This is a genomic window from Rudaea sp. (assembly GCF_057139185.1).
Genome location: NZ_DBNHDN010000022.1, coordinates 1 through 14,333 on the forward strand (window position 1 = coordinate 1; position 14,333 = coordinate 14,333).

16 protein-coding genes are annotated in these 14,333 nt (G+C 65.9%); 10 read left to right on the forward strand and 6 right to left on the reverse strand.

Annotated features, from left to right (window positions below; translation table 11 throughout):
- Positions 1–170 precede the first annotated feature (170 nt).
- From AC16HO_RS07555 to ftsY, 3 genes are read right to left on the reverse strand one after another with little or no spacing between them, the layout of a single operon-like run.
- Positions 171–449, reverse strand: coding sequence for an oxidative damage protection protein (locus AC16HO_RS07555; RefSeq protein WP_395644275.1), 279 nt, complete (start codon positions 447–449; stop codon positions 171–173).
- Between the two features lie 18 nt (positions 450–467).
- Positions 468–1,514, reverse strand: a complete 1,047-nt coding sequence (gene mutY, locus AC16HO_RS07560) for an A/G-specific adenine glycosylase (protein WP_395644276.1) — start codon at positions 1,512–1,514, stop codon at positions 468–470.
- 41 nt (positions 1,515–1,555) lie between these two features.
- Positions 1,556–2,701, reverse strand: coding sequence for a signal recognition particle-docking protein FtsY (ftsY, locus tag AC16HO_RS07565; protein ID WP_395644277.1), 1,146 nt, complete (start codon positions 2,699–2,701; stop codon positions 1,556–1,558).
- A 65-nt stretch (positions 2,702–2,766) separates the two neighbouring features.
- Between ftsY and rsmD the strand changes: the two genes are divergently transcribed.
- From rsmD to AC16HO_RS07595, 6 genes are all read left to right on the forward strand, one after another.
- Positions 2,767–3,372: a 16S rRNA (guanine(966)-N(2))-methyltransferase RsmD gene (gene rsmD, locus AC16HO_RS07570; RefSeq protein ID WP_395644278.1), complete on the forward strand. Its 606-nt coding sequence runs from the start codon at positions 2,767–2,769 to the stop codon at positions 3,370–3,372.
- A 43-nt stretch (positions 3,373–3,415) separates the two neighbouring features.
- Complete coding sequence (gene coaD / locus AC16HO_RS07575) at positions 3,416–3,922, forward strand: pantetheine-phosphate adenylyltransferase (protein WP_395644329.1); 507 nt, start codon at positions 3,416–3,418, stop codon at positions 3,920–3,922.
- Between the two features lie 20 nt (positions 3,923–3,942).
- Positions 3,943–4,491, forward strand: coding sequence for a hypothetical protein (locus tag AC16HO_RS07580; RefSeq protein ID WP_395644279.1), 549 nt, complete (start codon positions 3,943–3,945; stop codon positions 4,489–4,491).
- A 231-nt stretch (positions 4,492–4,722) separates the two neighbouring features.
- Positions 4,723–5,001, forward strand: a complete 279-nt coding sequence (locus AC16HO_RS07585; RefSeq protein WP_395644280.1) for a YfhL family 4Fe-4S dicluster ferredoxin — start codon at positions 4,723–4,725, stop codon at positions 4,999–5,001.
- Positions 4,994–6,679, forward strand: coding sequence for a gamma-glutamyltransferase (gene ggt, locus AC16HO_RS07590; RefSeq protein WP_395644281.1), 1,686 nt, complete (start codon positions 4,994–4,996; stop codon positions 6,677–6,679). The genes AC16HO_RS07585 and ggt overlap by 8 nt, the downstream gene beginning before the upstream one ends.
- A 16-nt stretch (positions 6,680–6,695) precedes the next feature.
- Complete coding sequence (locus tag AC16HO_RS07595; RefSeq protein ID WP_395644282.1) at positions 6,696–7,406, forward strand: TMEM43 family protein; 711 nt, start codon at positions 6,696–6,698, stop codon at positions 7,404–7,406.
- Positions 7,407–7,539: 133 nt separating this feature from the next.
- On the opposite strand, the gene AC16HO_RS07600 is transcribed toward AC16HO_RS07595, so the two are convergent.
- Positions 7,540–8,076 (reverse strand): NUDIX hydrolase, encoded by a 537-nt coding sequence (locus AC16HO_RS07600; RefSeq protein WP_395644283.1) that lies wholly within the window; start codon positions 8,074–8,076, stop codon positions 7,540–7,542.
- Between the two features lie 125 nt (positions 8,077–8,201).
- Between AC16HO_RS07600 and AC16HO_RS07605 the strand changes: the two genes are divergently transcribed.
- Positions 8,202–9,794: a hypothetical protein gene (locus AC16HO_RS07605; RefSeq protein WP_395644284.1), complete on the forward strand. Its 1,593-nt coding sequence runs from the start codon at positions 8,202–8,204 to the stop codon at positions 9,792–9,794.
- A 32-nt stretch (positions 9,795–9,826) separates the two neighbouring features.
- Here AC16HO_RS07605 and AC16HO_RS07610 read toward each other — a convergent pair whose 3' ends face one another.
- Both AC16HO_RS07610 and AC16HO_RS07615 read right to left on the reverse strand, forming a co-directional pair.
- Positions 9,827–10,720 carry a 5'-3' exonuclease gene (locus AC16HO_RS07610; RefSeq protein WP_395644330.1) on the reverse strand — a complete coding sequence of 298 codons (894 nt, stop codon included), beginning with the start codon at positions 10,718–10,720 and terminating at the stop codon, positions 9,827–9,829.
- 5 nt (positions 10,721–10,725) lie between these two features.
- Positions 10,726–11,295, reverse strand: coding sequence for a nitroreductase family protein (locus AC16HO_RS07615; RefSeq protein ID WP_395644285.1), 570 nt, complete (start codon positions 11,293–11,295; stop codon positions 10,726–10,728).
- Between the two features lie 129 nt (positions 11,296–11,424).
- On the opposite strand from AC16HO_RS07615, the gene AC16HO_RS07620 reads away from it, so the two are divergent.
- From AC16HO_RS07620 to AC16HO_RS07630, 3 genes are read left to right on the forward strand one after another with little or no spacing between them, the layout of a single operon-like run.
- On the forward strand, positions 11,425–12,564 hold the full coding sequence (locus AC16HO_RS07620; RefSeq protein WP_395644286.1) for a Re/Si-specific NAD(P)(+) transhydrogenase subunit alpha: 1,140 nt from the start codon (positions 11,425–11,427) through the stop codon (positions 12,562–12,564).
- Entirely contained in the window at positions 12,561–12,872 is a 312-nt protein-coding gene (locus tag AC16HO_RS07625) for an NAD(P) transhydrogenase subunit alpha part 2 (protein ID WP_395644287.1), read from the forward strand. The genes AC16HO_RS07620 and AC16HO_RS07625 overlap by 4 nt, the downstream gene beginning before the upstream one ends.
- Positions 12,872–14,305, forward strand: coding sequence for an NAD(P)(+) transhydrogenase (Re/Si-specific) subunit beta (locus tag AC16HO_RS07630; protein ID WP_395644288.1), 1,434 nt, complete (start codon positions 12,872–12,874; stop codon positions 14,303–14,305). The genes AC16HO_RS07625 and AC16HO_RS07630 overlap by 1 nt, the downstream gene beginning before the upstream one ends.
- Positions 14,306–14,333 lie beyond the last annotated feature (28 nt).

Consider the following 14,333-nt stretch of genomic DNA (forward strand, 5'->3'; position numbering starts at 1 on the left):
GGGACGGAATCGAACCGCCGACACGGGGATTTTCAATCCCCTGCTCTACCAACTGAGCTACCCGGCCGATGGGCTTTCGAAGCGGGGCGCAGAGGGCGCGGCCGCGGAAGGGCGCGTATTACAGCGACTTGCGGCGGGAGAGTCAAGAAGAAAATCGTCGATTGTCTTGTTCAGGCGCGGTCTTCGGGCGGCACGTAACCCAGCGGAGCGGCGGAGCCTTCGCCGAAGAAATACTTCTTCATCTCGTCTTCGAGAAACTTGCGCGCCTTCGGGTCCAGCGGTGAAAGTCGGTTCTCGTTGATCAGCATGGTCTGGTGCGCCAGCCATTGCGCCCAGGCTTCCTTCGACACGTGTCCGAAGATGCGCTTGCCGAGTTCGCCGGGGTAGGGCGCGTAGGCGAGGCCTTCGGCTTCGCGTTGCAGTTTGGCGCAGAAAACAGTCCGTGGCATGGTGGTTCTCGTCGGGTGTCAGGAAAGGGACTCGATCAGCCTGCGCACCGGCGCGGGCAAGCCGAGCGATGCGGCTTCGAGCGGATGCAGCCAGCGGCGGTCGACGTCGTCGGCGATGGCCGGCGCCGGATGAATATCGAGTGCAAGCGGGGTGACGTCGAGCAGATAGTGGCTGAAGCCATGAGCGAACGGCGGCAGCGGGTGAAAAACGATCGCGTTCGCATCGATGCCGTGCGTGCGCGCGATTTCGTTGCGTGCGGAAGTTTCGTCCGCGGATTCGGGCAGGCTCCAGAGTCCGGCCCAGACGCCGGTCGGTGCGCGCCGTTCCAGCAGCAGGCGCCCGCATGCGTCGCGCAGCACGAGCATGACCGTGCGCCGTGTCGGCCGCGCCTTCGCCGGCTTGCGCACGGGCAGGGTGGTGGTGCGGCCGTCGTGCTGCGCGACGCAATCGATGCGCAGCGGGCAGGCATCGCAGCCCGGCTTGGTACGCGTGCACACGGTCGCGCCGAGATCCATGATCGCCTGGGTGTAGTCTGCGACGCGCGCGCTCGGCGTATGCGCATCCGCGAGTTGCCACAGGCGGTTTTCCGTCGCGGCTTCACCCGGCCAGCCGGCGATGCCGTGAAAGCGCGCGAGCACGCGCTTGACGTTGGCGTCGAGGATGGCGCGGCGTTGGCCAAAAGCCTGCGCCGCGATCGCGCCGGCGGTCGAGCGGCCGATGCCGGGCAAGTCCAGCAGGCTGTCGAAAGCGTCCGGCAGCTCGCCGCCGTGGCGTTCGACGCAGATTTGCGCCGCGCGATGCAGGTTGCGCGCGCGGCTGTAGTAGCCGAGCCCCGACCACAGCGCGAAAACCTCGTCTTCCGTCGCCGCGGAAAGCATTTTTATACTTTGCAACTTCTCCACAAAGCGAAAAAAATACGGAATGACCGTGGCGACCTGCGTCTGTTGCAGCATCACTTCCGACAGCCACACGCGGTACGGCGTGCGCGGGTGCTGCCAGGGCAGGTCGTGGCGGCCGTGCGCGTCGAACCAGCGCAGCAGGCGCAGGGCGAAATCGTCGCTCATATGCGTGCAAACGGGCGGCGCATCGACATTGCCTTCGGCCCTCAGCTCTCGGCACTCAGCCCTATGTTTTCTGGCAGCAGCGCGTCGACGAACGCCGCAGGCTCGAACTCGCGCAAGTCGTCGGCGGTTTCGCCAAGGCCGACGTAGCGGATCGGCAGGCCGAATTCCCTGGCCAACGCGAACACCACGCCGCCCTTGGCGCTGCCGTCGAGTTTGGTGACGACGAGGCCGGTCACACCGATCGCGGCACGGAACTGGCGTGTCTGGTTGACCGCATTCTGGCCCGTGGTGCCGTCGATCACGAGCAGCACCTCGTGCGGCGCCTCGGCGTCGAGTTTGGCCAGCACGCGGCGAATCTTGGCGAGCTCGTCCATCAGACCCGACTGCGTGTGCAGGCGTCCGGCGGTGTCGGCGATGAGAACGTCGAGCTGCTTGGAGCGAGCCGATTGCAGCGCGTCGAAGATCACGCTGGCCGAGTCGGCGCCCGAGCCTTGCGCGACGACCGGTACGCCGTTGCGCTCACCCCAGGTCTTCAATTGCTCGACGGCAGCGGCGCGGAACGTGTCGCCGGCGGCGAGCGCGACGCCGTGGCCCTGCGTCTGGAAACGACGCGCGAGCTTGCCGATCGTCGTCGTCTTGCCGACGCCGTTGACACCGACCATGAGGATCACGAACGGCTTCTGCGCCGCATCGATGCGCAGCGGTTGCGCGACCGGCTGCAGCAGCGCGACGAGGTCGGCGCGCAGCGCAGCGAGCAGCGCATCGGCGTCGGCGAACTCGCGCTTGTTCATGCGTTTGCGCAGGTCGTCGACGAGCGTGGTCGTTGCGGTCACGCCGACGTCGGCGCCGAGCAGGGCGGTTTCGAGTTCGTCGAGCAAGGCTTCGTCGAGCCTGGGTTTGCGCGCGAACAGGCTGCCTATGTTGCGATGGAAAATGCTGCCGGCGAGGCGTTCGCGCCAGCTTCTCTTGGTCGGAACAGCGGGATTCGGGTCAGGGCGGTCGGGACTCGCAGCGGCGGCTGCGGGTTCGGGTTGCATGTCTGCCGCGGTGGCAGGCGCGTCGTGCGATGCGGGAATTCCTTCAGGCGCGAATGCATCGGCATGTTCTTCATGGTTTTCCGGGTTCCCGGTCGCGAGCCCCGGGTCCCGGCTTTCCTCACCCGTTTTTTTCTTCCAGAACTTGAACATCTTCGCCACGAATTGAAAGACAATGACGCCATGCTAACACCCGCGCCGACGCCGATTTTGGGCCGATGAGGTCTATCTCAAGCAATCGCCGCGGGGTTGCGGCACCCGGCAAGCTGCGCGTCGTCGGCGGCAGCCTGCGTGGATCGAAGCTGACGGTGGCCGATTTCGAGGGCCTGCGGCCGACACCCGATCGCGTGCGCGAGACGTTGTTCAACTGGCTCGCGCCGTCCCTCGCCGGCGCGCGCTGCTTGGATCTCTACGCCGGCACCGGCGCGCTCGGCATCGAGGCGCTGTCGCGCGGCGCGGCGCGGGTCGACTTCATCGAACGCGACGCGCGGCTCGCGCAGGCCTTGCGCGAAAATCTCGTGCGGCTGAAGCAGGGCAGCGGGCACGTTCGTTGCGCCGACGCGTTGGCCGTGCTGCGCGAGGCCCCCGCGCAGCGCAGCGATCTGGTGTTTCTCGACCCGCCATTCGCGCTGGATCTGTGGGACGAGTCGGCGCGGCTGCTCGAGGCGAACGCCTGGCTCGCGGCCGCCGCGCTGGTCTACGTCGAATCGCCGCTGGAACAGGCGCTGCATCTGCCACCGGCATGGCAGCCCCATCGCGAGGGCCGCGCGGGCGCGGTGCGCTATGCGCTGTACCGCCGATCGGATAAGCTTGCGGCCGGGTGAAGCACCCGCACATCCGGACGCGATCTCCATGTCGAACAACGCCATCCCCGCCGAACGCGCACGCATCGCGATCTACCCGGGCACGTTCGATCCGATCACCAATGGGCATGTCGATCTGACCATGCGTGCGGCGCCGTTGTTCGAGCGTATCATCGTCGCGGTCGCCGAAAGCCCGAACAAGGGCCCGGGATTCAGTCTCGAGGAGCGCATCGCGCTCGCGCGCGAGGCATTGGCGGACATCGCCAACGTCGAGGTGCGTGGGTTCTCCTCGCTGCTTGCGCATTTCGTCGAGGAGTCTGGTGCCGGCGTGATCCTGCGCGGCCTGCGCGCGGTGTCGGATTTCGAGTACGAATTCCAGCTCGCGAGCATGAACCGGCACCTGATTCCGCGTGCCGAAACCTTGTTCCTGACGCCGGCGGAGCAGTACAGTTTCATTTCGTCCTCGCTGGTGCGCGAAATCGCGCGCCTGGGAGGCGACGTATCGGGTTTCGTTCACCCGGCCGTGCAGCAGGCGCTGCGCAAGCGCTGGGGGAGCGTGAAGGTTTCTTGAAATCAGCAATGGGAGGCAAAATGAAAACGTACACATTCCGCATGATCCTCGTGCTCGTCGCCGCGCTGTTGCTCGCCGCCTGCGGGCCGAGCGAGGAAGAAAAGGCCAAGGCCGCAGAGGCCGCCGCCAAGGCCCAGGCGCTGGCGAAGGAAGCCGCCGCGCTCGTGCTGCCGAAGGACACGATCGACAAGGCCGCGTGGGCGCCGTACTTCAAGGCGACGGTCACCAAGTTCCTGCGCGACAACGCGGCAACGGTGAAGACCAATCATCCGTATGTCTACTACATCCCGGCTGGCGACGACGATGCGGCCAAGACCGATCGTCAGAACGGGCTCGACAACATCCAGACCACGGTGCAGCGTGGTGTGTTGCCTGGCGCGTTCATGGCTTTCGGCGGACCGAACTCGACCTACACGGCCGACACGACGGTCGATGCGTTCAAGGATGCGAAGGACGGTTCGTTCAAGGGCGTGTTCATCCTGTTCATCGGTTCGCCGGCCGACTCCGAGCGAGTCAAGCCTGTGATCGAGAAGACTGGCGCGACGTATTATTTCGTCGAGTTGAAGTGACGATGCGGCTCGAGAGCGCGTAGTGCGACCGGTCGGGCGAATCGTCATCCCGGCAGGGAGCGCCGGACTGCGAAGGCAGGAAGCCGAAGCGAACATGCGCGCAGCGAACGGCCTGAAGGGCATGCGGCAGGATTGCCGCATGTCATCCAGGTTCCAGGGACGGCAACAAGCAGATCGGCATCCATACAGTCCGGGCCCCGGCAATCCGTGCCGGGGTGACGCCGAACTTCAATGTCCTTAAAAATTCTCGACACCTGCGTCAATTGCGACGTCTGCGAACCGGTCTGTCCGAATCAGGCGATCGCGCTCGGCGCGGTGGTCTACGAGATTGCGCCGTCGCGCTGCACCGAATGCGTCGGCCACTACGACACGCCGCAATGCGTGGAGGTATGCCCGGTCGAATGCATCATCGTCGATCCGGAGCACGCGGAGTCGCGCGAAACCTTGCTTGAAAAATACCATGCGCTGACCGCGAACCAGGCGGGCAAGCCGGAGCCGAACGATGCCTAGACGAATGCTGTGTGTTTTTTCCTGTGTGCTGCTCGCTGCAGGCGTGGGCGCGCAGGCGGCCGAACCCGCCGCGAGGCCCGGGCATGCGGCGATCGCGAGCGCGCACAAGCTCGCGACCGAGGCCGGCTTCGAGGCGCTGGCACAGGGTGGCAACGCGTTCGACGCGGCGGTCGCGGTCGCGGCGGCGTTGTCGGTGGTCGAACCGCAGAGTTCGGGCATCGGTGGCGGCGCGATGTTTCTGCTGCATCGGGCGAGCGACGGCAAGGACATCTTCATCGATGCGCGCGAGACCGCTCCCGCAGCGGTCGACCCCAAGGACTATCTTGCCGCGAACGGCGACCTCGACAAGGATCATTCGCTCAACGGCCCGTTGTCGGCGGCGATTCCGGGCGAGCCGGCCGGGCTGGTCTGGCTCGCGGAAAAATACGGCAAGCTGCCGCTGGCCAAGTCGATGGCGCCGGCGATCCGCATCGCGCGTTCCGGTTTCGCGATCGACAAGCGCTTTGCCGACGAGGCCGCGTACCGCAAACCGATCTTCGAGCGTTACGCGGCGTCGAAGGCGTTGTTCCTGCCGAACGGCGAGGCGCCGAAGGCCGGTTGGATGTTCAAGAATCCCGACATCGCGCAGACGCTGGAGCGGATCGCGGCCAAGGGTAACGACGGCTTCTATCGCGGCGAGCTCGCCGCGCGCCTGGTCGGCGACGTGAACAAGAACGGCGGGCGCTGGTCGCTCGAGGACCTCGCCAGTTACCAGGTCAAGGAACGCGAGCCGATCTCGTTCAAATACCACGATTGGCAGATCGTCACCGCGCCGCCGCCTTCGTCTGGCGGCATCGCGATCGAGGAGATGCTCAACATCCTGTCGGGCTACGATCTGACCCGGCTCGATCGCGTGCATCGTGTGCATCTGATCGTCGAAGCGATGCGCCGCGCCTATCGCGACCGCGCGCAGTACCTGGGCGATCCCGACTTCGTGAAGATGCCGCTCGATGAATTGTCGAGCCCGATGTATGCCGCCGGCCTGCGCGCGACGATCCATCCCGACAAGGCGACGCCGAGCGATCTGCTGCCGCCGTACATGACGCCGCCACAAGGTCCGCATACGACGCATTTCTCGATCATCGACAAGGACGGCAACCGTGCCGCCGTGACCCAGACGGTGAACTTCGTGTTCGGCTCCGGCATGGTCGTGCCCGGCACGGGCTTCCTGCTCAACGACGAAATGGACGACTTCGCCCTCGTCGCCGGCAAGCCCAATGTCTACGGCGTGGTCGGCACCGACGCGAATGCGCCCGCGGCCGGACGGCGGCCGCTGTCGTCGATGTCGCCGAGTTTTGTCGTCGGTGCCGACCGCATCGGCGTGATCGGCACGCCGGGCGGCAGCCGCATCATCACGATGGTGCTCGAGGGCATTCTCGCCTTCGTCGATGGCGAGCTGCCGGAAAAATTCGTCGGCAATCCGCGCTACCACCACCAGTATCTGCCTGACGTGATTTCGGCGGAGAAAACCGCCTTCACCGCGGACGAGGTGAAGGCGCTCGAGGCGATGGGGCACAAGGTCAGCGAGTCCGAGCGCACCTGGGGCTTCATGAACGCGGTGAGCTGGAACCGCGCGACGAACAAGCTGCACGCGGGCACCGATCCGCGGCAGACGTCGGGCGGCGCGGTGGTCAAGTAGGCACGCGCGGCTAGGCATGGCGCGCAGACGCAAACAGAGGATTTCGCCGCGCAGGATCGGCGTGTTCGTCGCGCTGATCCTGCTCGGCTTCGGCGCGATCTGGACGTGGCAGCATCGCGCCCGCGTGCGCTCCGTGATGTCGACGGTCAACGCGGAACTGCCTGTGCCGGCGCGCGCGCCGGATGCGTCCCAGTCCGGCACGAGTGCCGCGATGCCGGTCAGGGTCGCGGGCAAACTTTCGCTGAAGCACGCGCCGCGCGACGCGCAGCTCGGCGTAGTCGCCGTCGACGCGGCGGTACTCGTGCGCAGCGTGGAAATGTATCAATGGCATGAGCGCTGCGAGCTGGGCGGCGGTGCGTGCGCGTACGCGGCGTCGTGGTCGCAGGGGCATGTCGACTCGACGAAGTTCCGCGAGCCGAAGGGGCACGAGAATCCGCCACTGCCGTTCGCCGATGCGCGCTTCGCCGCGGGCGAGATCCGGCTCGGCGACGTCGTTGTCGATCCGAAGCTGCTCGAAACGCTGCCGATGCAGGATTACTCGGTCAAGGCTGGCGCGCTGCCGCCGAACATGGCGGCGACGTTCAACGTCGTCGACGGCGTGCTCTACGCGGGCGGCGACGCTGCGCATCCGCAGATCGGCAGCGTGCGCGTGCGCTACCGCATCGTGCCCGCCGGCGCGGTCGATCTGGCCGGCGTGAAACGCGGCAACAAGCTCGAAGCGCAATAGTTGGCCGGCGACGCAAGAAAGTTCTTGAAACGAGCCGAGCTCTGACTTGAGATGATCAGCCGCTCAAGAGGAATTGCAAACATTCCCGGCGTGATGGATCGGGTGGTCGTGCAGATGGAGCCTGAGTGGAAGTTCAGCGGAACAGTGTTTCGCCGTGCTCGAGGAAGTACAGTCCGGCAAACAGTTTGGGATCGATCGAATAGCCCTCGCGCATCCTGGCGAGCAGCCAGCGCGGTGCCTCGGTACGTGCCACCTCGTGCACGAGGATGTCTTCCGTGGCGTCGCCGCCGCCGGCGTGCTCGCGCACCAGCCCGTGCGCGCGCACGAAGGCAATGATCTCGTTGCTCATGCCGGACGACGACGGCCCTCGCATCAGATATTCGATGCGCTCGGCGCGGTAGCCGGTTTCCTCGAGCAGTTCGCGCTCGGCGGCGAGGATCGCGGATTCGTCGCGGTTGCCGGCGATGTCGCCGATCAAGCCCGCCGGCATCTCGATCGTTTTCGCCTGCACTGCTTCGCGCCATTGCTCGACGAACAGGATGCGTCCCTCATCGGTCAACGCGACGATGATGACCGCGCCGCCGGGGTTCGTGCGTTCGGCGTATTCCCAGCGTCCGCGCCGGAGCAGGCGCAGCCAGCGGCCCTCGTGAAGCACTTCGGTCGTCGTCATCGTGTACAATTTTCCGGATTTGCGCCCGCAGGCGTGCCACGAACTTCGTCGGCGCCGCGCGGTCTTTAGCGCGATCCCGACACCATCCCGACCGCGTCGCCGCGGCCCGCCCTGACCAGACGCCCATGAAAACCCGATTCTATCCCGTCATTGTTGCGCTCGCCCTTGCCGCCTGCTCGAAGCCGCCGGCTACCGAACCCGCCAGCCAGGCGCAGCCCGCTCCCGCGCCCGCCGCGCAGGAGCAGGCCACTGCCGCGGCGAAACCGCAGACACCGGAAGAAGCGGCCAAGGCCGAGATGACGAAGAAGGCCGTGGCGCTGACCCGCGACCAGATCATGCAGTCGCGTGATCCCAATTCGTTGAGCAAGCTTGGCGAGATCTACGTGGAAGCCGGCGAGCCCGAGCATTTGGCGTGGACGCTCGAGCGCCTGTGCCAGCTGTTTCCCAACTCCGGCAACCTGCGCCTGCAGCTCGCGATGGCCTACGCCGGCCAGGACAAGAAGACGGAAACCTATGACACCCTGCTGCGCTTGATCAAGCAGGGCTACTACTACGACATCGGCAAGGATCCGCGTTTCGAAGGCGCGCATGGCACCAAGGTGTGGGACTACATCGTCAAGACCTTCGAAGACAACAACAAACCGTTCGGCGAGGGCAAGGTCGCCTTCGACCTGCCGAAGACGGACAGCCTGTTCGAATCGATCGCCTGGGATCCCAAGCGCAAGCAGTTCCTCGTCGGCAGCGTGCGCGACGGCGGCATCTACCTCGCCGACGGCAAGGGCGGGGTGAAGGAATTCATCAAGGCCGACGCGATCAACGGCCTGATGGCCGTGTTCGGCCTCGCGGTCGACGCCGAGCACGACCGGCTCTACGCGATCAGCAACGGCGTCGCGCATTTCAATCATTTCGACGCGGCGATGGTCGGCAAGGCCGGCGTCTACGAATTCGCCCTCGGCAGCGGGAAATTCCTGCACAAGGCGATGCTGCCTGTCGACGACGGCCGCCACATCCTGTCGAGCATCACGATCGATTCCAAGGGCAAGGTCTACGTCGCCGACGGCGTCGTCCAGCAGATCTACAAGCTCGACGGCGGCGAACTGAAACTCATCGCCGGCAACCCTGTGCTCAGCGGCATCCGCGGTCTCGCCGTGTCCGGCGACGGTCGCACACTGTACTTCGCCGACATCGCCCTCGGCCTGTTCGGCATCGATCTGGCCCAGGACAAGCCGTTCGCGCTGACCTACAACGAGGGCCAGCTGGCGCTCGGCGGCATCTCCGGCCTGTACTGGTTCGACGGCACGCTGGTGGCGATCCAGAACGACATGTCGCCCAAGCGCGTGATGCGCCTGCGCCTCGGCAACGACGCGCGCAGCATCGTCCAGGTACAGCCACTCGATGCAGCGCAGCCGGCGTTCACGTTGCCGACGGTCGGCACCATTTCCGGGACCGACCTCTATTTCATCGCGAACAGCCAGAAGGGGTTGTACAGCGACCTCGGCGTGCTGACCGACGAGAGCAAGCTCGAGCCGGTGCACATCTTCCGCAGCAACCTGCTTTACGCCTGGAACCAGAAGGCGCCCGCGATGCCGGCGCCGCACAAGTACACGCCGGAAGAACTCGAGAAGATGCGCAACACTCCGCCCAAGGGGTTCAACCCGCCTGGCGGCGCGCAGCCGAAGAACGAGATACCGCCCCTTCTGCAGCCGAACAAGTCCTGAGGCCGCCGCGGCACGCGGAAGCGCGCGCCTGCTCAGGCCGCCGGCGCGAGCGACCTGCAGCGCGAGCGCGTCAGCGGGCCGAACCGCAGGCGCTCGAACAACGCATCCAGCGTGCCGTGGTCGGGCAAGCGCCAACGCAGCGATTCGACGCCGCCGTCCGGCAGCGGTGCGTCGAGCGCGATCGCGGCGAGGCGTTGCGACAACAGCGCCTGTTCACGGTGTGCCCTGATCTTCGCACAGGTCTGGGCCGCGCCGCGAAAACGCAGATAGGGCACCTCATCGATGCGCGTCAGCAGCGCGTCGAGTGAGTCGAAGTGGCCGAGCAGCGTCGCCGCGGTTTTCGGCCCCACGCCGGGTACGCCGGGGATGTTGTCCACCGCATCGCCGGTCAGGGCGAGGTAGTCGACGACCTGGTCGGGGCGCACGCCGAGGCGTTGTTTGACGCCCTGCGCGTCCCAGCGTTCGTTCTTCGAGAAATCCCACTGTTCGTCGTGCAGGCCGACGAGCTGGCCGAAATCCTTGTCGGCCGAGACGATCACATTGCGGAAGTTCTGCCTGCGCGACATCTCGACCGCGCTGCCGATGAGGTCATCTGCCTCGTATTGCGCGTCGGCGAGCACGGTCAGGCCGAGCGCGGCGGCGATCTGCTTGCAGTAGGCGAACTGCAATTTCAGCTCCGGCGGCGGCAGCTCGCGGTTGGCCTTGTACTCGGGATAGATCGCGTTGCGAAACGAGGACACCAGCGATTCGTCGAACGCGGCGAGCACATGGGTAGGGCGCGTGCGTTCGAGAAATTCGCAGAGAAAGCGCGTATAGCCCTGCACCGCATTGACCGGCGCGCCGTCGACGTCGTGGAATTCGTCGGGCAGCGAATGCCACGCACGGAAGACGTACAGGCTCGAATCGATCAGATGCAGGGTTTGCATCGGGCTCACAGCCTCAACTCGCTGACGACGTCCGCCAACACTGGTCGCGGCCCTTCGATCGGGGCTTTCTGCGCCGTGCCGACATGCACGAAACCGATCACACGCTCGTTCGCGGCGAGTCCGAGCAACACGGCGGCGTCGCGGTCGTAGGCTGCCCAGCCGGTCAGCCACTGCGCGCCGTAACCCAGCGCCTGAGCGCCGAGCAGCAGGTTGTAGGCGACGCAGCCGGCGGAAAGGATCTGCTCCTGCGCCGGCACCTTCGGGCGGTGTTCATCGACGCGCACGATCACGCAGACGATCAGTGGCGCGAAATTGTAGCGCTCGCGGTCTTTTTCGAGTGTGGCCTCGGGCGCGTCGGGGTCGGTCCGGCGATGGATTGCGGCGAGCGCCGCACCGAGCTTCGCGCGCATCTCGCCGCGGATCAGCACGAGGCGCGTCGGCATGAGCTTGCCATGGTCGGGCGCGCGGATCGCGGCGGCGAGCAATTGATCGCATTGTTCCGGCGTCGGCCCCGGCTCACCGAGTTGGCGCGATGGGACGGATAGACGGCTATTCAGAAAGTCGAGCGTCGGCATGTCGGAAAAAGTAGTTTGGTTTCGGATCCCGGAATTCGAGGCGCAGGATAGCACTCGTCCAAATGGCGTATGGCGCCAGCCCCCAAGCTCGGCTAGGATGCGGATTCGGCAGTCATCGGGGATTTGCGCATGAGCATCACGATCAGCGCGGTACGCGAGACCGCGCCGGGCGAACGCCGCGTGGCGTTGACGCCGGACGTGGCGAAGAAACTGAAAGCAAGGCAGGTCGATCTCGTCATCGAACACGACGCCGGCAAGGCGGCGAGTTTCCCCGATGCTGCGTTCAAGGATGTCGAAGTCGTGCCCGACGCGCGCAGCGCGCTGGCGAAGGCGGACGTGCTGCTCAGCGTGCAGCCGCCGACGCTCGAGGAGATAGCCACGCTCAAGCCCGGCACGGTCACGATCGGCTACCTGCAGCCGCATCTCGCGCCCGAGCGCATCAAGGCGCTGCGCGATGCGAAGATCACGAGTTTCGCGATGGAACTCTTGCCGCGCACGACGCGCGCGCAGGCGATGGACGTGCTGTCCTCGCAGGCCAACATCGCCGGTTACAAGGCCGTGCTGATCGCGGCCGAGGCCAGCCCGAAGTTCTTCCCGATGCTGACCACCGCGGCCGGCACGGTGCGGCCGTCCAAAGCGCTGATCGTCGGCGCCGGCGTCGCCGGCCTGCAGGCGATCGCCACCGCGCGCCGCCTCGGCGCGCAGGTCGAAGGCTTCGACGTGCGCCCGGAGACGAAGGAGCAGATCCAGTCGCTCGGTGCCAAGTACGTCGAGCTCGGCGTCAGCGCCGCGGGCGCGGGCGGCTACGCGCGCGAGCTTACCGCCGAAGAACGCGCCCAGCAGCAGGCCGCGCTGGCCGAACACATCAAGGGTGTCGACGTGATCGTCACCACGGCCGCCGTGCCGGGACGCAAGGCGCCGCGCATCATCAGCGCCGACATGGTGCGCGGCATGAAGGCCGGCTCGGTCATCGTCGACATCGCCGCCGAGACCGGAGGCAACTGCGAGCTGACCGAAGCGGGCAAGAGCATCGTCACCGACAACGGCGTGACCATCATCGGCCCGGTCAACCTCGCCGCGACCGCGCCGATCCACGCGAGCGAGCTGTACGCGAAGAACCTGTACAACTTCCTCGAACTGTCGATCACCAAGGAGGGCGACCTCAACCTCGACTGGAACGACGAACTGATCGCCAAAACCTGCGTGACGCACGCGGGCGAAATCAAACACGAGCTGACCAAGCAGCTTGTCGAAGGAGCGCAGCCATGATCGACGGATTCCTCGCGCTGTACCTGTTCATGCTCGCCGCCTTCACCGGCCACGAGATCATCTCGCGCGTGCCGGTGATCCTGCACACGCCGCTGATGTCCGGCTCGAACTTCGTCCACGGCATCGTCCTCGTCGGCGCGATGATCGCGCTCGGCGAAGCGACGACCTGGTGGCAGCAGGTGATCGGCTTCGTCGGCGTGTTCCTCGGCGCGGGCAACGCGGCCGGCGGCTACGTCGTCACCGAGCGCATGCTCGAGATGTTCAAGTCGTCGAAGAAGCCGGCGGCGGCCGGCGAGGGGGGCAAGTAATGGAAACCGCGAAGATCGTTTCGCTGCTGATCCAGGCGAGCTACTTCGCCGCCGCGGTGCTGCTGATCCTCGGCATCAAGCGCATGGCATCCCCGGTAACCGCGCGCAGCGGTATCCAGTGGGCCGGCATCGGCGTGTTGATCGCGGTGATCGCCACCTTTTTCCACACCGAGGTGCCCGGCCATGTGCTGATCGAGAACGCGGTGCTGATCTTCATCGCGATCGCGGCGTCGACCGCGATCGCGTGGATCTGGGGCAAGAAGGTCGCGATGACCGACATGCCGCAGATGGTCGCGCTGTACAACGGCATGGGCGGCGGCTCGGCCGCGGCGATCGGCGCGAGCGCGCTGCTCGGCGCGGCGACGCAGAGCCACTTCGAGAGTCACCTGACCACGACGCAGACCCTGCTCGCGGTGATCGGCGCGCTGATCGGTTCGATCTCGATGACCGGCTCGATCATCGCCTGGGCCAAGCTCGACGGGCGCATGGACAAGACCTTCCGCTTCGGCGGGCAGAAGCTCGTCAACGGCGCGTGCTTCCTCGCCGCGCTGCTGATCGGTCTCTACAGCGTGTGGCATCTGCAGACCCAGTGGATCATCCTGTTCTTCGCCCTTGCGCTGCTGTTCGGCGTGCTGATGACGCTGCCGATCGGCGGCGCCGACATGCCCGTGGTCATCTCGCTGTACAACGCGTTCACCGGCCTCGCGGTCGGCTTCGAAGGCTACGTGCAGGGCAATATCGCGCTGATCATCGCCGGTACCGTCGTCGGTGCCGCCGGCACGCTGCTCACGCGCCTCATGGCCAAGGCGATGAACCGCTCGATCGCCAACGTGCTGTTCTCGAATTTCGGCGGCGGCGGTGCGAGCGCGCAGGAGATCAAGGGCTCGCAGAAACCGATCGAAGCCGACGACGCGGCCTCGCTGCTGTACATGGCCGACAATGTCATCATCGTGCCCGGCTACGGCATGGCCGTGGCCCAGGCGCAGCACAAGATCTGGGAGCTGTCGAAGAATCTGATCGCGCGCGGCAAGAGCGTCAAGTTCGCGATCCATCCGGTCGCCGGCCGCATGCCCGGCCACATGAACGTGCTGCTCGCCGAAGCTGGCGTGCCCTACGACCTGATCGCCGACATGGACGACATCAACCCCGAGTTCCCGAACTGCGACGTCGCCATCGTCATCGGCGCCAACGACGTGGTCAATCCGGCGGCCAAGACCGACAAATCATCCCCGATCTACGGCATGCCGATCCTCGACGTCGCCAACGCCAAGCAGACCATCGTGATCAAGCGCGGCAAGGGCACCGGCTTCGCTGGCATCGAGAACGAACTGTTCTACCAGGACAATACGCGCATGCTTTACGCGGACGGGCAGGATGCGGCGAACAAGCTGATTGCGGGGCTCAAGGCGGTTGATGGAGGCGGCGGGCATTAAATGGTGTAGGAGGCGTCCGCCCTTCTTG